The following is a 22,533-nucleotide window of genomic DNA, read 5'->3' on the forward strand; positions in this document are numbered from 1 at the left end:
AGCCTCCCTGAAGGACCGCGATGACCGCACAGTCCGCGCACCAGGTACCGCCCGACCGCGACGGGCCCGACGCGCCCGTCACCCTCGACCGCCGCCAGGGCCCGTACGGCGAGCTGGTGCTGCGGCAGCGCGGCGGGCACTTCGAGATCATCGCCAACGGGTGCTTCCTGATGGACACCGCCGACGGCCGCTCGGAGCGGCTGCTGGTCCAGGCGGCGCTGGACGGGCTCGCCGCCGAGCGCCCGGCGGTGCTGATCGGCGGGCTGGGCGTGGGCTTCTCCCTCGCGTACGCCGCCGCCGAGCCGCGCTGGAGCCGGATCGCGGTGGCCGAGCGCGAGGGCGCGATCATCGAGTGGCACCGGTCCGGTCCACTGGCGGCCTTCTCGGCGCACGCCCTGGACGACCCCCGGGTGACGGTCCTGCACACCGACCTGGTCGGGTACCTGGCGGCCGGTGCCGAGACCTACGACGCACTCTGCCTGGACATCGACAACGGCCCGGACTGGACGGTCACCGACTCGAACGCCGGTCTCTACGGCCCGGCCGGGCTGGCCGCCGCACGGCACTGCCTGACGCCCGGCGGGGTGCTGGCGGTCTGGAGCGCCCAGCCGTCCGCCGCGTTCGAACAGGCGCTGCGGGCCGGCGGCTTCCAGGACGTGCGCACCCTGGAGATCCCGGTGCAGCGCGGCGTGCCGGACGTGGTGCACCTCGCCCGCCGGGCCTGACGCGCAGGCCCGGCGGGCGAGGTGGCCGGACGGCTCAGCCGAACGGGTTGTGCTTGGCCGGCTCGGGCGCCGGCGGCGCCGGAGGTGCGGCGGGTGCGGCTGGGGCGGCCGCGGCGAACGGATTGAAGTCCGCCGGCGGGATCAGCACCGGGGTGCCCTTGGCCGGCTCCGACTCCTCGGCGGCCGCGGGCGGTGCCGGGGGCGCGAAGGGGTTGAAGTCCGCCGGGGGGACCATCACCGGGGTGCGCTTGCCGGCCATCGGAGGCTGGGTCGGAGCAGGCGGCGCCGCCACCGGCGGGGCGAAGGACGGAGCGCCGGCGGTGGGCGCCGCCACCGTGCCGAACGGGTCCTTCGGGACCTCCTTGGTGACCGTCCCGAACGGGTCGGCGACCGGCGCCTGCGGAGCCGGTGCCACCGGTGCGGCGACGGGCGCGGCCGGGGCCGAGCTGGCCCCGAAGGGGTTGAAGTCCGCCGGGGGGACCAGCACCGGGGTGCCCTTGGGCGCCTGCTCGGCGGCGCCCGCGGCTGCGGGTGCCGGGGGTGCGAAGGGATCGAAGTCGGCCGGGGGTACCAGGACGGAGGTGCCCTTGGGCGCCTGCTCGGCGGCGGCCGGCGGTGCCGGGGGTGCGAAGGGATCGAAGTCCGCGGGGGGTACCAGGACGGAGGTGCCCTTGGGTGCCTGCTGCGCTGCGGCGCCCGCGGCTGCGGGTGCCGGGGGTGCGAAGGGGTCGAAGTCGGCCGGGGGTACCAGGACGGAGGTGCCCTTGGGCGCCTGCTCGGCGGCGGCCGGCGGTGCCGGGGGCGCGAAGGGGTTGAAGTCCGCCGGGGGGACCAGCACCGGGGTGCCCTTGGGCGCCTGCTCCTGCGGCGGCGCCGGCGCGAACGCCGGCACGGGCGGGGCAGGCGGTGCGGCTACCGGCGGGGCGGGCGGAACGGGCGCGGCCACGGGGGCCGCCGCCACGGGCTGCACGGGGATCGACGGCGCGGCGTACGGCTCCACGTACGGCGCAGGCTCCGGAACGGCCGTCGGCGCGGGCGCGGGCGCGGCGGGCGCGGCCACCGGCTCGGCGGCGAGCACGCCGTCCCAGGCGACCTGGATGCTCTTGAGGATCTCGGCGAAGGCCCCCGCGTACAGCTCCCAGTCCGCGGACTGGACGGTGCCGAGCTGGACGGTCAGCACCGAGGCGCCGTCCGGCAGCGGCAGGAACGCCTGCGCCACCGAGCTGACGGCCCAGCGCCGCACGCCGTCCCGGGTCAGCGCGGCCGGCACCGGGGACGTCCGCCCCTCGACCAGCACCACGGCCGGGCCCGACGGCAGCAGCACGGTCCACACCTCGGCCTCGGCGCGGGCGTCCGCCAGGTCGGTGGCGAGCTGCGCCACCGGCGTACGGCAGGAGGCCAGCGAGACCACCAGCGAGGCGTGGCTCGGGCGTCCGGCCACCGACAGGGCCGCGACCCCGGCGAAGACCACGCCGGCGGCGGCGGACGGGTCGGCAAGCAGCGCGGAGAGGACGGCCCAGTCCTTGCGGGACTGCGCGTCGCCGCCGGCGAACAGCTCCTCGGCGGTCTCGGCGAGCTGCCCGGTGCGGGCGGCGCCGGAACCCCGGGCGGCGAGCGGGTGGAAGACCGGCGGCACCACCATCCGCACCTCGGCACCCGCCCCCGTCGCCAGCTCCTCGGGCTCGACGGTGTCGCGCCCGGAGGCCAGCTCGGCGAGGACGCCGGGGAAGGACGGGCGCAGCCCGGGGGCGGAGGTCTCGGGGGAGACGGGCAGCTGGAACTGCCCGGCCGCCTCGGCGCCGCTCACGCCGAGCACCGCGCCGCCGCCGTACCGCGCCAGCAGCTGGGCCGCCGTCTGTGCGCCGCCCTCGGCGCCGGCCCCGCGCAGGGTGCTGCCCTCGATGACCGTGCCGAGCCCGTGCACCGTCAGCCGGCCGGGCCCGTCGGTGCCGATCCGCAGGCCGAACAGTGCGGCAGCCGCAGGGTGGTCGGCCCGGCCGAAGCCGCTCAGCGAAGCGGCGGGGTAGTGCGACGCCCGGTCGTCGACCAGCGCGTCGGCCAGCACGTCGAGCGTGGCCCCGATCCGCTCCGCGGCCGTGAAGCTGTCCTGAGTCATGGTGTGCCGAGCCCCCCTCGCTCCGAAGCCTGAAAAGCTGAAATGCTGTCCATTTTCTATCAGAGAATGCCGACGCCCCGGCACACCGGACGCTACCCGGCGGCCAACCGCCCGAGCGTCTCCACCAGGCCCGGGAGGGCGAGCAGTCCGCTCAGGTCGCGGACCAACCGTCCGGTCGGGCCCTCCGGCCGTTCCGCCGCGAAGAAGTCGGCGAATTCCAGCGCGAGCGCGGGCTCCCGGGCGGCCGTCAGGGCCAGTGCCGCCACGAACTCCTGCACCAGCTGCAGCTGGAGTTCCGCGCGCGGCACGGTGCGGTCACCGAGCCACTCCAGCGAGGTGATCTCGGCGTTGGCGATCCAGGCCCGGACGGTGCGCCGGACCGCGGTGCTCGGCTCGGCCAGGGCCAGGTGCAGCAGGATCTGCTGGTACGCGGCCTGCCGCACCTCGTCGATCACGGCGGTCGTCCCGGGGCCGGCCGCCACCGACCCGCCGCGCAGCAGCGCCGCGAACCCGGGCCCGTGGCTGTCCACGAAGTCCAGGTAGCGGCCCATCACCCGGTACAGCCGCTCGGAGAGCGGCCCCTCGGCCGGCTCCTCGAACCGGCCCGCCAACTCCTGCCCCGCGCGCCGCAGCGACTCCTCGTAGATCGCCTGCTTGCCCGGGAAGTAGTGGTACACCAGCGGCCGGGAGGCACCGGCGGCCGCCGCGATGTCGTCGATCGACACCTCCTCCGGCGGGCGGCGGGCGAAGAGGTCCAGCGCGACCGCGATCAGCTGCTCCCGGCGCTCGTCCACGCTCAACCGGCGCCGGGGCGCCCGCTCGGCGCGCGAGCGGTCGTGCTCGGACCGGTCCGCGACCGGCGGCGTACGGGAGGCCATGCCGTCACCCTATCGGTCGGGCCGCCGCGCGCCGGGGCCGACCGGGAGATGACGAAAGTCTGACGGCGGGCCCCAGGGCCTGGTCATCGTGGCGCTGAGCTGGTCGAATCGGGGTGTGAGCGATACCTCTGGAACACCGTCCGGACCACCCGTGGGGCGCCGGGTGGTGCTCGGCATGCTGGGGCTGGGCGTGGCGGGAGTGGCCGCCGGGCCCTATCTGCAGCGCGGCGTCGAGAACGTGGTGAGCAAGGACCCGACGGGCCTGGCCGGGCTGCTGCCCGGCGGCGGCGGGTTCCGCTACTACTCCGTCGTGGACTCGGTGCCGACCCGGACGGCCGAGAACTACACCCTCACCGTCGACGGGCTGGTCGACCACCCCGTCACGTACAAGCTGGCCGACCTCCAGGCGATGCGGCAGCGCCGGATCGTCCACGACGTGCAGTGCGTCACCGGCTGGAGGGTGCCGGCCACCCCGTTCGAGGGCGTGCCGCTGGCGGACCTGCTGGACGCCGCCGGGGTGCGGTCCGGCGCGACCGCCGTCCGGTTCAGCTGCTTCGACGGCTCGTACACCGAGAGCCTCACCCTCGACCAGGCCCGGCAGGACGGCGTGCTGGTCGCGCTGAAGATGCAGGACGCCCCGGTCAACCACGCGCACGGCGGCCCGGTCCGGCTGTACGTCGCGCCGATGTACTTCTACAAGTCGGCGAAGTGGCTCTCCGGCATCACCCTCACCCCCACCGTCCAGACCGGCTACTGGGAGAACTACGGCTATGACGTCGACGCCTGGGTCGGCCGTTCGAACGGGCGCGACGATGCCCCGACCGGCTGACACCCCGGGGCGGGTGGCCCGGTTCACCCCGGCCGAGCGCTGGATCCACCGGGGCACCGCCGCGCTGATGACGGTCTGCCTGGTGACGGCCGCCTGCCTGTACTACCCGCCGCTCTCCGAACTGGTCGGCCGGCGCAGGCTGGTGGTGACGGTGCACGAGTGGTGCGGGCTGGCACTGCCGGTGCCCGTGCTGCTTGGCCTCGGCTCGCGGGCCTTCCGGGCCGACCTGTCCCGGCTGAACCGGTTCGCCCCGTACGACCGCGAATGGCTGCGCGCCGTGCTGCGCCGCTCGTACCGGCGCCCGGCGGGCAAGTTCAACGCGGGCCAGAAGCTCTACGCCTCGTGGACGGCCGGCGCGGTGCTGGTGATGATGGGCACCGGGCTGCTGATGTGGTTCACCCACCTCGCCCCGCTGGCCTGGCGCACCGGCGCGACCTTCGTCCACGACTGGCTGACGCTCGCGCTGGCCGTGGTGCTCTTCGGTCACATCCGGATGGCGCTGAAGGACCCGGAGGCCCGGCTCGGGCTGCGCACCGGCAGCGTGGACGAGGGGTGGGCGGCCCGCGAGCACCCCGACTGGGACCCTCAGCGGGACGCCAGGTAGCGCCGGTACGCCTCCCGGCCGTCCGGGACGAACTCCCACTCGTCCAGCCGCTCGGCGAGTTCGGCCTCGGTCAGCCAGGCGTGCCAGGCGACCTCCTCGACCTGCGGCGAGACCGGCCCGTCCCAGACCGCCTCGTAGAGGTCGCACCACCAGGAGAGCCGCTTCTGCTCGAAGAGGAACCTGAACAGCGGGACGGGTTCGACGCCGCGCACGCCGAGCTCCTCCTCCGCCTCCCGCACGGCCGCGCTCGCGTACGTCTCACCCGCGCCGACCACGCCGCCGACGAAGCAGTCGTAGGCGCCGGGCGCGAAGAGCTTGCCGTCCGTCCGGCGGTGGGTGAAGATCCGGCCCTGCGGGTCGCGGACCAGGACGAACACGCAGCGGTGGGTCAGCCCCCGCCGGTACACCTCCCCGCGCGGAGCCGTACCGATCACCCGGTCCTGCGCGTCGACCACGTCCAGCAGCTCTTCGGCGGGGTTCGTCATACCGCAGACGCTACCGAATCAGCCGGACCGGCGACGGAATGATCGTCCGACTATCGTTCGCCATGAGTGGGCGGACGAGCAGAAGGCGGCGCGACGTGGTGGAGATCCGGGGCGAGGCGGCAGAGGGCTTCGAGCCCGTACGGGCGGCGTTCGCGCGGAACTTCCGCGAGCACGGCGAACTGGGCGCGGCCTTCACGCTCTACCTGGACGGCCGCAAGGTGGTCGACCTGTGGGGCGGCGACGCCCGGCCCGAGGTCGGCGGGCGGCCCGCGCCCGCCGTCGGCTGGACGGCGGACACCGCGCAGGTGCTGCGCTCCGTCACCAAAGGCATGACGGCCGCCGCCGCGCTGCACCTGGTCCAGAGCGGGCGGCTCGACCTGGACGCGCCCGTCGCCTCCTACTGGCCCGAGTTCAAGGCGGCCGGGAAGGAACGGGTGCCCGTCCGCTGGCTGCTCTCGCACCAGGCCGGACTGCCCGCCCTGGACGTGCCGCTGCGGGTCGAGGACGTCATCGCCTGGGAGCCCGCGGCCGCCGCCGTCGCCGCACAGGCCCCGGCCTGGGAACCCGGCACCGCGCACGGCTACCACCCCTACACCTTCGGCTGGCTGGTCGGCGAGGTGGTCCGCCGGGCGGACGGCCGCAGTGTGGGCCGGTACTTCGCCGAGGAGGTCGCCGGCCCGCTCGGCCTGGACCTCTGGATCGGCCTTCCGGCCGTGGTCCGGCCCAGGGTCGGCCGGCTGGTCGACCTGCCCGCCCCCGAGGCCGCCCAGCTCGGCCCGAACGGGATGAAGATCCGCCCCCGCCCGGCCGTGGTCAACGCCTACCAGGACCACACCTCGCTGACGGCCCGCTCGTTCGCGGCCGTGCGGCCGGCCCTGGACATGGCCGACCCGGCGGTACAGGCCGCCGAGATCCCCGGCGCGGGCGGCATCGGCACCGCGCGCTCCGTCGCCCGGTTCTACGCGGCGCTGATCGGCGCCGCCGACCGGCAGGGCGGCGCCCCCGGCGAACTGCTCCCGCCACTGCTCGGCCCCGCGCTGCTGCGCGAGGCCGTCGGCCCGGCCGTCAGCGGCCCGGACCGGGTCCTGATCGTCAACACCTCGTTCGGCCTGGGCTTCTTCCGGCACGGCCCCACCTCGCCGATGTCCTCCCCCGCAGCCTTCGGCCACCCCGGCCGCGGCGGCTCACTCGGCTTCGCCGACCCGGACCTGGGCATCGGCTTCGGCTACGTCACCAACGGCATGCAGCCGGGCGTGACGGGCGACATCCGCTCCCGGACGCTGATCGGGGCCGTACGGCGGTCCCTGGGGCTCTCACAGTAGGGGCTGGGTGGGCCTACGCACACGGGTACCCCCAGGGGCGCGGGGAACTGCGCGACCAGGGCACGACGTCCGTGCACGGTTGCGCGCGCAGTTCCCCGCGCCCCTGGGGGTACCCCGTCCCGAAAGGTGAACCCGCGCCCCTGGGGGTCCGAGGGGGACCCGCCTTCCGGCGAGGGAAGCTCAGGCCTGGCCGGTGGCGAAGTGGGTGATGTGGTCGCCGGTGACGGTGAAGCGCCAAGCGGTCCGCATCTCGCCCCAGGTGTCGTTGCGGTAGTCGGCGACCAGGGCCCGTCCGTCGGCGGATTCGGACTGGACGTCGAGGTGGCCGTTGGAGGAGAAGATCTCGCGGTCGACCCACCCCAGCAGGTCGCGTTCCGTGCCGTCGTCGGACATCGTCGCGTCCGGGGTGAGCAGGGCCAGGAAGGCCGTCCGGTCGCCGGCGTTGATCGCGGCCACCAGGGCGCGGACGGTCGGGTCGGAGAGCCGGTCGTTGGCGATGGTCATCGGGTGTCCTCACTGAAGGGCGGCGTACGGCTGCGGCCTCTCGCACCGTCGCACGGTGCGAGAGGCCCTGCACTCCGCACTGGTCCGCAGGGCCTAACCACGACCCCGTCGTCGCAGCGCAGCGCCGCGCGCGAGGTCCCCTAGAAGAACCCGAGCGCCTGCGGGGAGTAGCTGACCAGCAGGTTCTTGGTCTGCTGGTAGTGCTCCAGCACCGCCTTGTGGGTCTCCCGGCCGATGCCGGAGTTCTTGTACCCGCCGAATGCGGCGCCGGCCGGGTAGGCGTGGTAGCAGTTGGTCCAGACCCGGCCGGCCTGGATGGCGCGCCCGGCCCGGTACGCGACGCCGCCGTCACGGCTCCAGACGCCCGCGCCCAGCCCGTACAGCGTGTCGTTGGCCAGGTCGATGCCGTCCTGGAAGTCGTCGAAGGGGGTGACCGCGACCACCGGGCCGAAGATCTCCTCCTGGAAGATCCGCATGCTGTTGTCGCCCTCGAAGACGGTCGGCGTGACGTAGTAGCCGTCCGACAGTGCGCCGCCGAGGTCCGTGCGCTCGCCGCCCGTGAGCAGCTTCGCGCCCTCGGCCTGGCCGATGTCGATGTAGGAGAGGATCTTCTCCAGCTGCTCCTTGCTGGCCTGTGCGCCGACCATGGTGTCGGTGTCCAGCGGGTTGCCCTGGCGCATCGCGTGGACCCGGGCCAGGCCGTCGCCCAGGAAGCGGTCGTAGACCGAGGACTGGATCAGCGCCCGGCTCGGACAGGTGCAGACCTCGCCCTGGTTCAGGGCGAACATCGCGAAGCCCTCCAGCGCCTTGTCGTAGAAGGCGTCCTGCTCGGCGGCGACGTCCGCGAAGAAGAGGTTGGGGCTCTTGCCGCCCAGCTCCAGGCTGACCGGGATCAGGTTGGCACCGGCGTACTGCATGATCAGGCGCCCGGTGGTGGTCTCGCCGGTGAAGGCGATCTTGCGGATCCGGGGGCTGGAGGCCAGCGGCTTGCCGGCCTCCAGTCCGAAGCCGTTGACCACGTTCACCACGCCCGGCGGCAGCAGGTCGGCGGTCAGCTCCATCAGCAGCATGATCGAGACGGGCGTCTGCTCGGCGGGCTTGAGCACCACCGCGTTGCCGCCCGCCAGCGCCGGGGCGAGCTTCCAGATCGCCATCAGCAGCGGGAAGTTCCACGGGATGATCTGGCCGACCACGCCCAGCGGCTCGTGGAAGTGGTACGCCACGGTGTCGTCGTCGATCTGGGTGAGGCCGCCCTCCTGGGCCCGCAGCGCACCGGCGAAGTAGCGCAGGTGGTCGACGGCCAGTGGCAGGTCGGCGGCCAGCGCCTCGCGGACCGGCTTGCCGTTGTCCCAGCTCTCGGCGACGGCGAGCGCCTCCAGGTGCTCGGCCATCCGGTCCGCCATCCGCAGCAGCACGTCGGCCCGTTCGGCGGGGGAGGTCCGGCCCCAGGCGTGTGCGGCGGCGTGTGCGGCGTCCAGCGCGGCTTCGATGTCCTCGGCCGTGCCGCGCGCGATCTCGGAGTAGACCTGGCCGGTCACGGGGGTGGGGTTCTCGAAGTACTGCCCGAGCACCGGCGGTGCCCACTCGCCGCCGATCCAGTGTTCGTACCGGGGGCGGAGGGTGACGACACTGCCGGGCTGGCCGGGAGGCTGGTAGACCGTCATGCTCAGATGTCTCCTCGCTGCGAAGCGCGCACGGAACGGATCTGACAGTTGCTCAGCAGGGGCTGGCCGCCCCCGCGTTGCACCCTTGGGTCTGTCTCATCGACAGACCCTAACCCCCGATCCGCAGTGCCGCTACGGTGCGTGAGGACCTGTTCACGGGCGGGCGGCCCGGGGGCGCGGGTCGCGCGGAGGGCGGGAGTGGCGTCGCCGTACCCACCCCGCTCCGCGCGCGTCCTCGCACCCCCGGGCGGTGCCCGGCGGCAGCCGTCACGCGGCCCGGTAGCGCCCCGTCCGCCGCTCCCAGCGGAGGTAGCCGGCCAGCCAGCGGGCCAGTCCGTCCGCGTAGCGCCGGGCGGCCTCGCGCTGTGCCTGGTCGAGCTCCAACCAGTCGTACACCTCGGGGAGCCCGCCGGACAGTTCGGCGAAGCGGTCGACCATCAGCTGCGCCTCGGCGATCACCACCGAGCAGGCCTCCTCGGGCGAGCAGGCGCGCTCGCGCTGGACGACCATCACCAGGTTGCAGACGTCGCCGCGCGGCGCCTCCAGTGGGTACGAGCGGACGTCGTTGCTCAGCGAGGGTATGTCGGCGGCGAGTTGGCGCAGCTGGCGGAGCACCGGGTGGTGCAGGACGGTCTGCGGCACCTCGAAGCGGCCGAGCCGCTCGACCATGTCGAAGATGGTCTCCATCGCCGCCGTTCCCCGACGGAGCATCAGGTAGGCCGCACGGTCCGGTGGTTGGCCGGAGAGGCGGCCGGCCGCCTCCGAAGGATGGCTGGCGAAGTACCACTCCCAGTTGTAGGCTGCGCGGGCACGCCATCGCGCTGACATGCCCTGGACACTCCGTCTCCACAGATCGGCGAAGGCGCGTTCGACCGGCGAGTTCCCGTCGGGGCGGGCGCCGTGGATGATCGCGCCGAGCCGGTCACAGATCCGGGCGACCTGCTCGGGCCTGCGGCCGAGCGGTCCGTCGAACTGGTCGTCGAACAGGAAGTAGAAGCCGAGGAGGTCGGCGGCCAGCCCGAGGTCGGTGGGGGAGCAGTCGGGGTAGCTGAGGGCGGCCAGTTCGGCCACCTCCCAGGCCGCGTACGCGAACTCGCCTGTTCCGGAGGTGAGTTCACGATGCCGCGACAGCCACTCCTGGTGGTGTCCGGCGGCCTGGGGCTGGTGGGGGTTGCGGCGGTAGGGGAACGGAAGCTCAAGTGAGGTGTCGTCGGACATCGGACTCCCGGCGCTGCTGAGGGTCGGTGCTGTACGTTGGTGCGAATCCCTCTCCTGTGGTGTCGGATGGTGCTGTCCGGCCTGCCGTGGCCGGTGTTCTCCGTGGTGCGTTCGGTGCGACTGTCGGTGCCACTGCCGGGGGCTGCTCCCGGTACTGCTGTTCCGTGTACGAGTCAAAGATCATCTTTGGTCCCGCGGGCCGTAGAGTATCCGATCTGATCATCAGACGTTAGGGGTACCAGGGCATTTGCCCTAGGCATTCGCTCCGAACCCTGCCTGCGTACTCCGGCCTGCGTGAACGCCCCACATGGGGGCGCGTGCGGCGCTAATGTCGCCTGCAGACGACGGACGAAGCGGAGGCGCGGCATGGCCGAACAGCGGAGCGAGCTGCCCAGTGACAGCGAGTACGGCCCGGACGACGCCGCCCCGAGGACACCGTTGCACGAGCGCGAGGACGAGCTCCGCTCGGGGGAGCAGTCACTCGACAAGCTCTGCAAGGAGTTTGAGGCGGGTGGCACCGAAATCGGCGAGCTGCTACTCTTCGCCGCCCCCGCCGGGCACGGCAAGACCTCGGTGCTCGACCAGATCCGCCGGCTGGCCAGTCTGCGCGACCCCTGCACCGTGCTCTCCGGCCGCGGCGGCGAGCGGCAGACCAAGGAACCCTTCCACGTCCTGCGGCAGTTGCTGCTCCCGGTGCTCGGCAGCCTGACCGAGGCCGAGCGCGGCGAGGTCTTCGGCGGCTGGTACGGGATCGTCGGCCCGGCGATCGGCCTGGTCCCGCCCTCCGGCGAGATGGAGCCGCTCGACCCGCAGGGCGTCCGCGACGGCCTCGACTACGTGCTGACCCAACTCGCCCCGCGCCGGGCGCCGTTGGTGATGGTGGTCGACGACCTGCACTGGGCCGACCTGGAGTCCCTCACCTGGCTCGCCTCCTTCGCCGGCCGGGCCCGCCACCTGCCCGTCCTGCTGGTCTTCGCCTACCGGGACGGCGAGTTCGCCGAAGAGGCCCGCAGCCTCCAGCAGCAGATCGAGGACCAGGCCGCCCGCAAGCACGTGCTGCTCCCGCTCAACCCCGGATCGGTCGCCCGGCTGGTCCGCGCCGAGCTGGGCGAGGACGCCGATGACGCGTTCTGCCGCCAGGTCTGGGCCATCACCGCCGGCAGCCCGTACGACACCGAGGCGCTGCTGCGCGAGATCCGCGAGCAGGCCCTCGACCCGAGCGAGGAGAACACCCCGCAGCTGCACGACCTGGCCGCTTCGGCCAAGGGCATGACGCACCAGTACTGGCTGGAGAAGCTCGGCCCCAACACGCTGCGGTTCGCCTGGGCCGCCGCGCTGCTCGGCACCGACATCAAGCAGGGCCTCGCGGCCAGCATCTGCGCCCAGGGGCCCGCCGAGGCCGCCGAGTCCGTGCGGCAGCTGCGCAGGCACCGGGTGCTCAAGAGCAGCCCCAACGGCAAGCTGGACTTCGTCCACACGCTGCTCGGCACCTCGATCTACCAGTCCATCCCGCCCGCCACCCGGACCGGCATGCACGGCATCGCCGCCACGGCCGTCGAGAACTCGGGCGGCTCGCTGCTGGAGGCGTCCCGGCACCTGCTGGAGACCCACCCCGACGGTGACGACGACATCGTCCGCAAACTGCGCAAGGCCGCCTTCGAACACCTGGCGATCGGCGCTCCCGAGGCCGCCTACCGCTGTCTCGAACGCGCGCTCGTCGAGCCGCCGGACGAGGACGACCGCGCCGCGGTGCTCTACGAGGCCGGCTGCGCCGCGCTGCTCACCGACCCGGCCGCGACCGTCAACCAACTGAAGCTCGCCCTGGAACTGGAGAACGGCCTCGACCCGGCGCAGCGGATCGACGCGACCTTCCGGCTCTCCGAGGTCCTGGCCCACGCGGGCGAGCTGTTCCTCGCCTCCGAGACCTGCCGGGCGGAGGCCGACCGCACCCCGCCGGGGCCCGGCCGGCTGCGGCTGCGGGCGGCGCAGTTCATGTGGACGGCGTGGCAGCGCGACGAGGAGGACGGCCCGGGCCGCTCCCGGGCGCTGAAGGAGCTCTCCGCCGACCTGACCGGCGAGCAGATGGCCGAGCGGGCCGTCTTCGCGCTGCGCGCCTGGGACCTGACCCTGCGCGGGGAGCCCGTCCCCCGGGTGCTGGGCCTGGTCGACCAGGCCCTCGTCCACGGCAGGCTGCCGGAGGAGCTGGGCTGGCGTAACACCCTCTGGGGCTTCGAACTGCCCGCCATCGTCGGCCTCTCGTACACCTACACCGACCAGCTCGCCCGCGCGGAGAAGCTTTTCTCGGAGGCCATCCTCGAATTCGAGATCGCCGGTTGGAGCGGTGCGCACCGGGGCTTCGCCTACTTCCTGATGGGCCTGGTCCGCTTCCGGCGCGGCTTCCTGGCCGAGGCCGAGGACTTCCTCCGGCGCGGCCTGCGGCTCTCCGAGCGGATCGCCCCCGACATCCCGCTGCAGTGGGACATCGTCGGGGTGCTGGCCGACACCCTGCTCGCCCGGGGCCGGGTGGAGGAGGCGTGGGAGCTCTGCCAGAAGTACCGCTTCGCGCCGCCCTTCCACCAGACGGCGATGGTGCTGCCCGACGCGCCGACGCTGTACGGAAAGCTGCTGCTGGCCCGCGGCGACCACGAGGGCGCCGTCGAGATCCTCACCGAGGTCGGTGAGCAGCTGGACAAGCGGGGCTGGCGCAACCCGGTCTGGGCGCCCTGGGCCGGGAACCTGGCGCTCGCCCTCGCCCCGCTGCGGCCGCTCGAAGCCCGCGAGGTGGCGGAGGACGCCGTGGCGCGGGCCCGCGCCTTCGGCTCCGCCTCGGCGACCGGCACCGCACTGCGCCAGCAGGCGGCGGTCTGGGACGGCCCGCGCACGGTCGAGCTGCTGGAGGAGTCCGTCGGCCTGCTCACCCAGTCCCCGGTGGGCTACGAACTCGCCCACGCCCTGGTGGACCTGGGGTCGGCACTGCGCCGGGCGGGCCGTTCGGAGGACGCCGCCGAGCACCTCTACCAGGGCATGGAGCTGGCCCAGCACTGCGGCGCCGACGGCCTGGTGGCGCGCACCAGGCAGGAACTCGCCACCTCGGGCCTGCGGCCCAACCGGCTCCGGACGCTCAGCAAGGACGCGCTGAGCCAGCCCGAGTGGGACGTCGCCAAGCTGGCCGCCCAGGGCGTCCCGCCGCAGCGGATCGCGAAGCAGCTCGACGTCGAACTCAGCCTGGTGCACCGGCGCCTGGCCTCCGTCCACCGCAAGGCCGGCACCGGCCCCGAGGGCCTGGCGAAGGCGCTCGGGCTGCCCGACACGCCGGAGGACGGCCAAGGGAGCGAAGACTGACGGATCGTGAAGCGCGCCGGGGGCGCGCGAGCGGTCGTAGCAGCTGGTGCCGGGCCCGGCCGGGCTAGGCTGGGCCCGGGTATGACAAGAGTCCCCAGAATCGGACATATCCCTTGGCGGGATGAGTAGGGAGCAGGCCATGACGGGGTCGGCAGCAGCCACCGAGGTCGGGCGGGAACCCTTCGAGGCGACCGGAGCCGGCGCGGCCATCGAGCGCTGGACGCTCCGCAGTACCAGCGGGGGTGCCCGGATCGAGGCCACCGTGCTGACCCTCGGCGCGACCCTGCACACCCTGACCGTCCCGGACCGCCTCGGTACGCCGGGCCAGATCCTGCTCAGCACCGACGAACTGGGCCAGATCCTCGGCGGTGCCCGCCACTACGGCACCACCGTCGGCCGCTACGCCAACCGGATCGCGGACAGCCGGATCACCCTGGACGGCCAGGACCACCCGATCGCCCCCACCGGGAACGGCGTCACCCTGCACGGCGGCCCGGACGGTTTCGCCAACCGGATCTGGCAGGCGGAGGAGGTCCCCGGCGGCGTCCGCCTCTACCTGCACAGCCCGGACGGCGACCAGGGCTTCCCCGGCGCACTCGACGTCTGGGTCACCTACACCCTCACCGGCGGCACCCTCGCGATCGAGTACCGGGCCGTCACCACCCGCCCCACCGTGGTCAACCTGACCAACCACGCCTACTTCAACCTGGCCGGCGAGGGCAGCGGCGACGTCCTGGGCCACCTGCTCACGCTGGACGCCGACGAGTACACCCCCGTCGACGACCGGCAGATCCCGTACGGCCCGTACGAGCCGGTGGCGGGCACGCCCTTCGACTTCACCACCGCCCGGCCGATCGGCAAGTCCCTGCACGACGACCACCCGCAGCTGCGCGGCCCCGGCGGCTACGACCACAACTGGGTGCTCCGGCCCCGGCCCGCCGACGGCACCCCGGCCCGCGCGGCCCTGCTGGAGGACCCGGGCAGCGGGCGCGTCCTGGAGGTCCTCACCACCGAGCCCGGGCTCCAGGTCTACACCGCCAACACCTTCCACGGCGCGGTGACGGGCGCGAGCGGCGTCCCGTACGGCCCGTACGCGGGGATCGCGCTGGAGACCCAGCACCACCCGGACTCACCGCACCAGCCGTCCTACCCGTCCACCGAGCTGCGGCCGGGGCAGGAGTTCCGCTCGGTGACGCTGCTGCGGGTCTCGGTCGCCTGACCGGCTCCACCGAGGTCCCAGGCGCGCGGGGGCCGGCCCGAACGGCCGCCCGGCGGGCTGCCCGCGCCCCCGGGGCCGGCCCGTAGGATTGGGCGGGTGGAGAACAGTGACCCAGGCGTGCACAAGGCGCTCGCCGTGCCAGCCCGGCGAGCGCTGCTCGCCGCGCTGACGGAGGCCGCCGGGCCGCTGGACATCCGGCAGTTGGCCGATCTGCTGGGCCAGCACATCACCACCGTCCGGCACCATCTGACGGCGCTGGTCGAGGCCGGGCTGGTGCGGGTGGGCACCGACGAGGCGCCGGCCGGGCGGGGCCGGCCGCGCCGGCTGTACGAGGCGGCGCCGGTCGGCGAGCAGCTGGACGCGTACCGGACGATGGTGGACGTGCTGGCGAGCGGTTACGGCGCGGACCGCGCCGAGCGTGCGGTGCGGGCCGAGCGGGCGGGGCGCGAGTGGGGCCCCACCGCGCCCGCCGACGGCGGCACGCTCGCCGAACAGGTGCTCGCCGAGGCCGACCGGTGGGGCTTCGAGCCGGAACTCCGGCCCGGTGGCAGTGCGGTGCTGCTGCACGGCTGCCCCTTCCAGCGGAACGCCGAGACCCACCCCGAGGTGGTCTGCTCGGTGCACCAGGGGCTGCTGGACGCGATGGCGGACCGGGCCGGGCGGCCCGGCGCCCTGCGGCTGCTCCCGTTCAGCGGCCCGGGGGTGTGCACCATCGAGCTGGCCCGCCCCGGCGCACCGGCCCCCGACGACGCGTCTTCCGGTGTACCGGACCCCGACGACGCGTCCCCCGGAACGCGGTAGGGGCCCCGCCCGACGGCGGAGCCCCTGGTGGTGGTGCGACCTGGTGGTGCGACCTGCCCTGCCCGCTGCTACTTGCCGCCGAGCCACAGGTCGGGCCCGAACACCTCGTAGTGGATGGCCGTGCTCGGCACCCCGCGCCGGAGCAGCTCGGCCCGGGCGGCGCGCATGAACGGCAGCGGACCGCAGAGGTAGGCGCGCACGCCCTCCGGGATCTCGATCTGCGCGAGGTCGACCCGGCCGGTCGCGGCCGCGCCTGCGTGCTCGCCCGGCTCCTCGTACCAGCGGTGCAGCACCGCCTCGGGCAGTGCGGAGACCAGCGCCTGGAGCTCGTCTGCGTGGGCGTGGTGGGCGGGGGAGCGGTCGCCGTGGACGACCGTCACCGGACGGGTGGAGCCGCCGGCCGCCAGGTGGTCGAGCATGCCGACCATCGGGGTGCAGCCGATGCCGGCCGAGGCGAGCAGCAGCGGCTCCTCGCCCTCGGCGAGGGTGAGGTCGCCGAACGGGAGCGAGACCTCCAGCAGGTCCCCGGCGTCGACGTTGTCGTGCAGCCAGTTGGAGACCTCGCCGTCGGGGGTGCTGCTGCCGTGCACCCGCTTCACGGTGATCCGCCACTCGCCCCGGCCGGGTCCGGCGGAGAGGCTGTACTGCCGGATCTGCCGCGCGCCGTCGGCGAGCCGGACGGCGACGCTGACGTACTGGCCGGGGACGAAGGACGGTGCCGGGCTGCCGTCCGCCGGGCGCAGGGTGAGCGAGACGGCGTCCTGCGACTCGTTCCGGCGGCCGGTGACCAGGACCTCCCGCCAGACCTGGCCGTCCGCGACGGCGGCCTCCTGGTAGAGCTTGGCCTCCAGGGCGATCAGCTCGTTCGCCATCAGCCAGTAGACCTCGTCCCAGGCCGCCGCCACCTCCGGTGTGACGGCCTCGCCGAGCACCTCGACGATCGCGGCGAACAGGTACTTGTGCACCACCTGGTACTGGTCCGCGGTGATCCCCAGCGAGGCGTGCTTGTGGGCGATCCGGGCGAGCATCGCGCCGGGCCGGACCTCGGGGTGTTCGACCAGCATGGTGGCGTAGGCGGCTATCGCGCCGGCCAGTGCCTTGCGCTGCTCGCCGACCGCCTGGTTGCCGCGGTTGAAGAGGTCCCGCTCCAGCTCCGGGTTCTCGGCGAACATCCGGGAGTAGAACAGCGCGGTGATCTCGCCGAGCGCTCCGCCCACGGCGGGCAGGGTGGCGCGGACGGTCGTGGTCGACTCGGGGGAGAGCACAGGTTCCTCCAGGGCATGGCAAGGGGTTGTCGGTCCCGCCGGTGGGGCGGTGCCGTGCTCTCAATATAGAGGATGTTCATCATTTTTATTGGCGGGGGTGGGCCGGGGTGGAAACGGCAGAGCCCGCCGCGCTGGGCGCGGCGGGCTCGCCGGGTGCTGTCCGCCGGGCCCTGCCCGTCGGGTTCTTCAGGTTCGAAGCGGCTACGTCCAGGACACGCGGGCGTAACGATCGCTGCATCTTGCAGAAACTTGCTGCAAGGACTTTCGGCGACGATTGCATCGCTGTTACGTTCCTCCCCAAGCCCGACGGCCGTAACGGCGGTCGGCGCGGGACAGCCATTATGCGCCGTCCTCCCCCTCCCTCGGGCACCCCCACCTTTCTAGGAGTTCTCATGCGGCGTGGCATCGCGGCCTCTGCCCTCGTGGCGGCCCTCGCGGTCTCTCTGGCGGCCTGCGGCAGCAGCGGCTCGGCGGGCAGCAAGGCCGCCGACGGCCCGGTCACCATCACGTACTGGGACACCTCGAACGCCACCAACGAGGCGCCGAACTACCAGGCCCTGGTCAGCAAGTTCGAGGCCGCCAACCCGAACATCAAGGTCAACTTCGTCAACGTGCCGTTCGACCAGGCGCAGAACAAGCTGCAGACCGCGATGGGTGCCTCGGGCGCGCCGGACGTCTTCCGCTCCGAGGTCGGCTGGACCTCCGCCTTCGCCAAGGGCGGCTACCTGGAGCCGCTCGACGGCACCCCGGCCGCCGCCGACACCGCCGCCTTCCAGCCGAGCCTGATCCAGCAGGCCAAGTTCGACGGCAAGCTGTACGGCGTCCCGCTGGTCACCGACACCCTCGGCTTCCTCTACAACAAGGCGCTGTTCGCCAAGGCCGGCATCACCGCGGCCCCCAAGACCTGGGACGAGCTGAAGGCCGACGCCGCGCTGGTCAAGGACAAGGCCGGCGCCGACGGCTTCTTCATGCGGGCCGGCGACGGCTACTACGCCATGCCGTTCCTCTACGGCGAGGGCACCAACATGGTGGACGCCGCCAACAAGAAGATCACCATCAACTCGCCCGAGGCCGCCAAGGCCATCACGACCTACCAGTCGATGTTCACCGCGCCCGGCACCGTCAAGGCCGACGTGACCACCGACGGGTACGCCCACATGATGGACGCCTTCAACAGCGGCAAGGTCGCGGCGATCATCCAGGGCCCGTGGGAGCTCACCAACATCTACAAGGGCTCCGCCTTCGCCGACAAGGCCAACCTCGGCATCGCGCCCGTCCCGGCCGGCTCGACCGGCAAGGCCGGCGCCCCGACCGGCGGCCACAACGTCGCCGTCTACGCCGGTTCGGACGCCGCCCACAAGGCCGCCGCCGAGAAGCTGGCCGGGTTCCTGACCTCGGCCGAGAGCCAGACCTTCCTCGCGCTGAAGAACGACACCCTGCCGACCCGCTCCGACGCGTACACCGCCGAGGTCAAGGCCAACCTGGGCATCGCCGGCTTCCAGGCGATCCTGCCCGCCGCCCAGCCGCGCCCCGAACTGCCCGAGTACAGCTCGCTGTTCGGCTCCATCGGGACGAACCTCGGCAAGATCGTCCAGGGCCAGGCCAGCACCCAGGCCGGCCTGGACGCCACCGCCGTCGACTACGCGAAGCTGCTCCCCGGCTTCACGAAGTAGGCCCACCGGCCGCCCGGCCCCGCCTGACAGCGGGCCGGGCGGCTCACCCGTACCGACCAGCAGTCGCCGTAGCGAGGCTGCGGACCTCCCGAAAAGGTGTCACAGATGGCAGTCGCCGTGCAGGGCGCTCCCAGCAAGGGCAGCAGCCGTGAGCGCGAACCGCGCCCCGGCCTCGTCGAGCGCCTCAAGCTCTCGTACAGCAAGTACTGGTACGCCTACGCGATGGTCACGCCGGTCGTCCTGGTGCTCGGCGTGCTGGTCGGCTACCCGCTGGTCAACGGCATCTACCTGACCCTCACCGACGCCAACAGCCTCAACTCGGCCCGCCAGATCGGGCTCAAGCACATCCCGGCGAGCTACCACTTCGTCGGCCTGCACAACTACGCCGACGTGCTGTGGGGCCCGGGCTCGTACGACCGGTTCTGGTCGCACTTCATCTGGACCATCGTGTGGACGGTCACCTGCGTCACCGTCACCTTCGCGATCGGCCTGGGCTTCGCGCTGCTGATGAACCAGAAGCTGCGAGGCCGCAGCCTCTACCGGATGCTGCTGATCCTGCCCTGGGCCGTGCCCACCTTCGTCACCGTCTTCTCCTGGCGGCTGATGCTGGCCGACGGCGGCGCTGTCAACACCATGCTCGGCGCGGTCGGCCTGCCCGAACCCGCCTGGCTCTCCGACCCGCTGGCCCAGAAGGCCGCCGCGATCCTGGTCAACACCTGGTGCGGCGTGCCGTTCATGATGGTCTCGCTGCTCGGCGGCCTGCAGTCCATCCCGGGCGAGCTGTACGAGGCCGCCGAGATGGACGGCGCCACGCCCTGGCAGCGGTTCCGCCACGTGACGATGCCGGGCCTGCGCAACGTCAGCAGCACGGTGGTGCTGCTCGGCGTGATCTGGACGTTCAACCAGTTCACCGTCATCTTCGTCCTGTTCGGCACCAACGCCCCGGACGTCAACATCCTGGTGACCTGGGCCTACTACCTCGGCTTCGGCCAGCAGCCCCGGGACTTCGCCCAGTCGGCCACCTACGGCGTGCTGCTGCTCTCGATCCTGATCGTCTTCACCACCTTCTACCGCCGCTGGCTCGCCCGGAACGAGGAGGCGACCCGATGACCGCCGCCACCCGTACCCAGACCGGCGACCACGACGAGGCAGGCAGGACGATGACCACCTCCACCAGCGACACCACCCAGCTCACCGCGACCGTCCCGCAGGCCCCGCTCACCGCCGCACCGCGCCGCCGGCTCCGGGGCGAGAGCAGCCCGCTGGCGAGCGCTCTCTCGCACGGCATCCTGATCGTGGCGAGCCTGGTCGCACTCCTGCCGATCGCCTACATCGCGTACATCTCGTTCGGCCCGGACAAGATGGACTACCTGCACCCGGGCGGGATCTTCGGCAAGGCGACCTTCTCGAACTACTCGAAGGTGCTGTTCCACACCGACTTCTTCACCTGGTTCGGCAACTCGGCGATCGTCGCGGGCGGCACCACCGTCTTCGGCGTCCTGACCGCCGCGACCTGCGGCTACGCGGTCTCCCGGATGCGCTTCGCCGGCCACCGCCCGCTGATGTGGACCCTGCTGGTGACCCAGATGTTCCCGGTCACCGTGCTGATGGTGCCGCTGTACGGCATCCTGTCCGACCTCAAGCTGCTGGACGGCTACCTCGGCCTGATCCTGGTCTACTCGACCACCACCGTGCCGTACTGCGCCTGGCTGCTGAAGGGCTACTTCGACACCATCCCGGTGGAGATCGACGAGGCCGGCCGGGTCGACGGGCTCACCCCGTTCGGCACCTTCTGGCGCCTGATCGTCCCGCTGGCCCGGCCGGGCCTGGCGGTGGCGGCGTTCTACTCCTTCCTGACCGCCTGGGCCGAGGTCGCCTACGCCTCGACCTTCATGCTCAGCTCCGGCAAGTACACCCTCGCCGTCGGCCTGCAGAGCTTCGTCAGCCAGTACGAGAGCCAGTGGAACCTGATGGCCGCGACCTCCGTGCTGATCGCCCTCCCGGCCGCCCTGGTCTTCTACCTGGTGCAGCGGCACCTGGTCTCCGGCCTGACGGCCGGCGCGGCGAAGTCCTGACGCAAGCGCCGTCCGCCAACCTCTCTGCTCCCACTTCTGTTACCGCGCACCGGCCCCGCCCGTACCCGGGCGGCCGGGACGACACCTAGTCCCCAAGGGATGACCGTCATGACCCAGAACCTGGCCTCCTCCTCCCGGCCCGCCGCCGACTCGGTCCACGCGAAGACCGGCGAGTCCAGAGGCTGGTGGCGGGACGCGGTCATCTACCAGGTGTACCCGCGCAGCTTCGCCGACTCCAACGGCGACGGCATGGGCGACCTGCCCGGCATCCGCAGCCGCCTGCCGTACCTGCGCGACCTGGGCGTGGACGCCGTCTGGCTGTCCCCCTTCTACGCCTCCCCGCAGGCCGACGCCGGGTACGACGTCGCCGACTACCGCGCGGTGGACCCGATGTTCGGCAACCTGCTGGACGCCGACGCGCTGATCCGGGACGCCCACGAACTGGGCCTGCGGATCATCGTGGACCTCGTCCCGAACCACTCCTCCGACCAGCACGAGTGGTTCCAGCGCGCGCTGCGCGAGGGCCCGGGCTCCGCGCTGCGCGAGCGCTACCACTTCCGCCCCGGCAAGGGCGTCAGCGGCGAACTGCCGCCCAACGACTGGGAGTCCATCTTCGGCGGCCCGGCCTGGACGCGCTCCGCGAACCCGGACGGCACCCCCGGCGACTGGTACCTGCACCTGTTCGCCCCGGAGCAGCCCGACTTCAACTGGGAGAACCCGGCCGTCGCCGACGAGTTCCGCTCGATCCTGCGGTTCTGGCTCGACATGGGCGTCGACGGCTTCCGGATCGACGTCGCCCACGGCCTGGTCAAGGCCGAGGGCCTGCCCGACATCGGCGGCGGCGACCAGCTCAAGCTGCTCGGCAACGACGTGATGCCGTTCTTCGACCAGGACGGCGTGCACGAGATCTACCGCAGCTGGCGGCAGATCCTGGACGAGTACCCGGGCGAGCGGATCGGCGTCGCCGAGGCGTGGACCCCGACCGTCCAGCGCACCGCCAACTACGTCCGCCCGGACGAGCTGCACCAGGCGTTCAACTTCCAGTACCTGGGCACCGCCTGGGACGCCGCCGCGCTGCGCGAGGTCATCGACGTCTCGCTCGACTCGATGCGCCCGGTCGACGCCCCCACCACCTGGGTGCTCTCCAACCACGACGTCACCCGGCACGCCACCCGCTTCGCCAACCCGCCCGGCGGCACCCAGATCCGCACCCCCGGCGACCGCGAACTCGGCCTCCGGCGCGCCCGCGCCGCCACCCTGCTGATGCTCGCGCTGCCCGGCTCGGCCTACGTCTACCAGGGCGAGGAGCTCGGCCTGCCGGACGTCACCGACCTGCCCGACGAGGTCCGCCAGGACCCGTCCTTCTTCCGCCAGGCCGGCCAGGACGGCTTCCGCGACGGCTGCCGCGTCCCGATCCCGTGGTCCGGCACCGAGGCCCCGTACGGCTTCGGCCCGACCGCGGGCGGCCCCAGCTGGCTGCCGCAGCCCGCCGAGTGGGCCGCGCTCAGCGTGGAGGCCCAGGCCGGTGACCCGACCTCCACCCTGGAGCTCTACCGCAGCGCGCTGACCGTCCGCCGCGAGCACCCCGCGCTCGGCGCGGGCACGGCCGTGACCTGGCTGGACACCCCGCCGGAGGTGCTCGCCTTCCGCCGGGACAGCGCCGAGGGCTCGTTCGTCTGCACCGTCAACACCGGCGCCGAGCCGGTCCGGACGGCCGCACCCGGCCACGTCCTGCTCGCCTCCACCGAGGTGGTCGTGGTGGACGGCGAGACGGTCCTGCCGGCCGACAGCGCCATTTGGTGGGCGGTCTGAC

Annotated in this window: 18 protein-coding genes; 11 read left to right on the plus strand and 7 right to left on the minus strand. The window is 73.1% G+C overall.

From position 1 onward, the window contains the following. Window positions 1–20: 20 nt before the first annotated feature. On the plus strand, window positions 21–725 hold the full coding sequence (locus tag ABD330_RS04795) for a spermidine synthase family protein (RefSeq protein ID WP_344461012.1): 705 nt from the start codon (window positions 21–23) through the stop codon (window positions 723–725). A gap of 34 nt (window positions 726–759) precedes the next feature. Here ABD330_RS04795 and ABD330_RS04800 read toward each other — a convergent pair whose 3' ends face one another. Together ABD330_RS04800 and ABD330_RS04805 are read right to left on the minus strand one after the other, a co-directional pair. After that, a complete protein-coding gene (locus tag ABD330_RS04800; protein WP_344461014.1) occupies window positions 760–2,841 on the minus strand; it encodes a hypothetical protein in 2,082 nt (693 codons plus the stop codon). Window positions 2,842–2,933: 92 nt separating this feature from the next. Further along, window positions 2,934–3,719 carry a TetR/AcrR family transcriptional regulator gene (locus ABD330_RS04805; RefSeq protein ID WP_344461016.1) on the minus strand — a complete coding sequence of 262 codons (786 nt, stop codon included), beginning with the start codon at window positions 3,717–3,719 and terminating at the stop codon, window positions 2,934–2,936. 175 nt (window positions 3,720–3,894) lie between these two features. Here ABD330_RS04805 and ABD330_RS04810 point away from each other — a divergent pair, with 175 nt between their 5' ends. After that, window positions 3,895–4,548, plus strand: coding sequence for a molybdopterin-dependent oxidoreductase (locus ABD330_RS04810; protein WP_344461116.1), 654 nt, complete (start codon window positions 3,895–3,897; stop codon window positions 4,546–4,548). Beyond that, window positions 4,532–5,152, plus strand: coding sequence for a cytochrome b/b6 domain-containing protein (locus ABD330_RS04815; protein WP_344461018.1), 621 nt, complete (start codon window positions 4,532–4,534; stop codon window positions 5,150–5,152). Before ABD330_RS04810 ends, ABD330_RS04815 begins: the two co-directional genes overlap by 17 nt. Here the strand turns inward: ABD330_RS04815 and ABD330_RS04820 are convergent. Next, window positions 5,134–5,637 (minus strand): NUDIX hydrolase, encoded by a 504-nt coding sequence (locus ABD330_RS04820; RefSeq protein ID WP_344461020.1) that lies wholly within the window; start codon window positions 5,635–5,637, stop codon window positions 5,134–5,136. The two genes, ABD330_RS04815 and ABD330_RS04820, sit on opposite strands and share 19 nt — an antisense overlap. 95 nt (window positions 5,638–5,732) lie before the next feature. Here ABD330_RS04820 and ABD330_RS04825 point away from each other — a divergent pair, with 95 nt between their 5' ends. Beyond that, window positions 5,733–6,959 (plus strand): serine hydrolase domain-containing protein, encoded by a 1,227-nt coding sequence (locus ABD330_RS04825; protein ID WP_344461022.1) that lies wholly within the window; start codon window positions 5,733–5,735, stop codon window positions 6,957–6,959. 180 nt (window positions 6,960–7,139) lie between these two features. Here ABD330_RS04825 and ABD330_RS04830 read toward each other — a convergent pair whose 3' ends face one another. From ABD330_RS04830 to ABD330_RS04840, 3 genes are all read right to left on the minus strand, one after another. Further along, a complete protein-coding gene (locus ABD330_RS04830; RefSeq protein WP_344461024.1) occupies window positions 7,140–7,463 on the minus strand; it encodes a nuclear transport factor 2-like protein in 324 nt (107 codons plus the stop codon). Window positions 7,464–7,603: 140 nt separating this feature from the next. After that, the gene (gene exaC, locus ABD330_RS04835) at window positions 7,604–9,127 is read right to left on the minus strand and encodes an acetaldehyde dehydrogenase ExaC (RefSeq protein WP_344461026.1); all 1,524 of its coding nucleotides are present in this window, start codon (window positions 9,125–9,127) and stop codon (window positions 7,604–7,606) included. 267 nt (window positions 9,128–9,394) lie between these two features. Further along, window positions 9,395–10,345 (minus strand): terpene synthase family protein, encoded by a 951-nt coding sequence (locus ABD330_RS04840; protein WP_344461028.1) that lies wholly within the window; start codon window positions 10,343–10,345, stop codon window positions 9,395–9,397. A gap of 366 nt (window positions 10,346–10,711) precedes the next feature. On the opposite strand from ABD330_RS04840, the gene ABD330_RS04845 reads away from it, so the two are divergent. The 3 genes from ABD330_RS04845 to ABD330_RS04855 all read left to right on the plus strand — a co-directional run bounded on the left by ABD330_RS04845 (window position 10,712) and on the right by ABD330_RS04855 (window position 15,707). After that, window positions 10,712–13,687, plus strand: a complete 2,976-nt coding sequence (locus tag ABD330_RS04845; RefSeq protein ID WP_344461029.1) for an ATP-binding protein — start codon at window positions 10,712–10,714, stop codon at window positions 13,685–13,687. Window positions 13,688–13,826: 139 nt separating this feature from the next. Beyond that, on the plus strand, window positions 13,827–14,906 hold the full coding sequence (locus ABD330_RS04850) for an aldose epimerase family protein (RefSeq protein ID WP_344461031.1): 1,080 nt from the start codon (window positions 13,827–13,829) through the stop codon (window positions 14,904–14,906). 96 nt (window positions 14,907–15,002) lie between these two features. Continuing rightward, window positions 15,003–15,707 carry a helix-turn-helix transcriptional regulator gene (locus ABD330_RS04855; protein WP_344461033.1) on the plus strand — a complete coding sequence of 235 codons (705 nt, stop codon included), beginning with the start codon at window positions 15,003–15,005 and terminating at the stop codon, window positions 15,705–15,707. A 68-nt stretch (window positions 15,708–15,775) separates the two neighbouring features. Here the strand turns inward: ABD330_RS04855 and ABD330_RS04860 are convergent, their stop codons facing one another. Continuing rightward, window positions 15,776–16,972 carry a globin domain-containing protein gene (locus ABD330_RS04860; protein ID WP_344461035.1) on the minus strand — a complete coding sequence of 399 codons (1,197 nt, stop codon included), beginning with the start codon at window positions 16,970–16,972 and terminating at the stop codon, window positions 15,776–15,778. 392 nt (window positions 16,973–17,364) lie between these two features. On the opposite strand from ABD330_RS04860, the gene ABD330_RS04865 reads away from it, so the two are divergent. The 4 genes from ABD330_RS04865 (at window position 17,365) to ABD330_RS04880 (ending at window position 22,532) form a co-directional block, all read left to right on the plus strand. Beyond that, window positions 17,365–18,645: an extracellular solute-binding protein gene (locus ABD330_RS04865; protein WP_344461037.1), complete on the plus strand. Its 1,281-nt coding sequence runs from the start codon at window positions 17,365–17,367 to the stop codon at window positions 18,643–18,645. Between the two features lie 105 nt (window positions 18,646–18,750). Next, window positions 18,751–19,755, plus strand: a complete 1,005-nt coding sequence (locus tag ABD330_RS04870; RefSeq protein ID WP_344461039.1) for a carbohydrate ABC transporter permease — start codon at window positions 18,751–18,753, stop codon at window positions 19,753–19,755. Between the two features lie 50 nt (window positions 19,756–19,805). Next, entirely contained in the window at window positions 19,806–20,720 is a 915-nt protein-coding gene (locus tag ABD330_RS04875; RefSeq protein ID WP_344461118.1) for a sugar ABC transporter permease, read from the plus strand. Between the two features lie 108 nt (window positions 20,721–20,828). Next, window positions 20,829–22,532 (plus strand): glycoside hydrolase family 13 protein, encoded by a 1,704-nt coding sequence (locus tag ABD330_RS04880; protein WP_344461041.1) that lies wholly within the window; start codon window positions 20,829–20,831, stop codon window positions 22,530–22,532. The last annotated feature ends 1 nt before the right edge of the window (window position 22,533 follow it).

It is taken from the genome of Kitasatospora kazusensis, from assembly GCF_039529945.1.
Taxonomy (GTDB): Bacteria; Actinomycetota; Actinomycetes; order Streptomycetales; family Streptomycetaceae; genus Kitasatospora; species Kitasatospora kazusensis.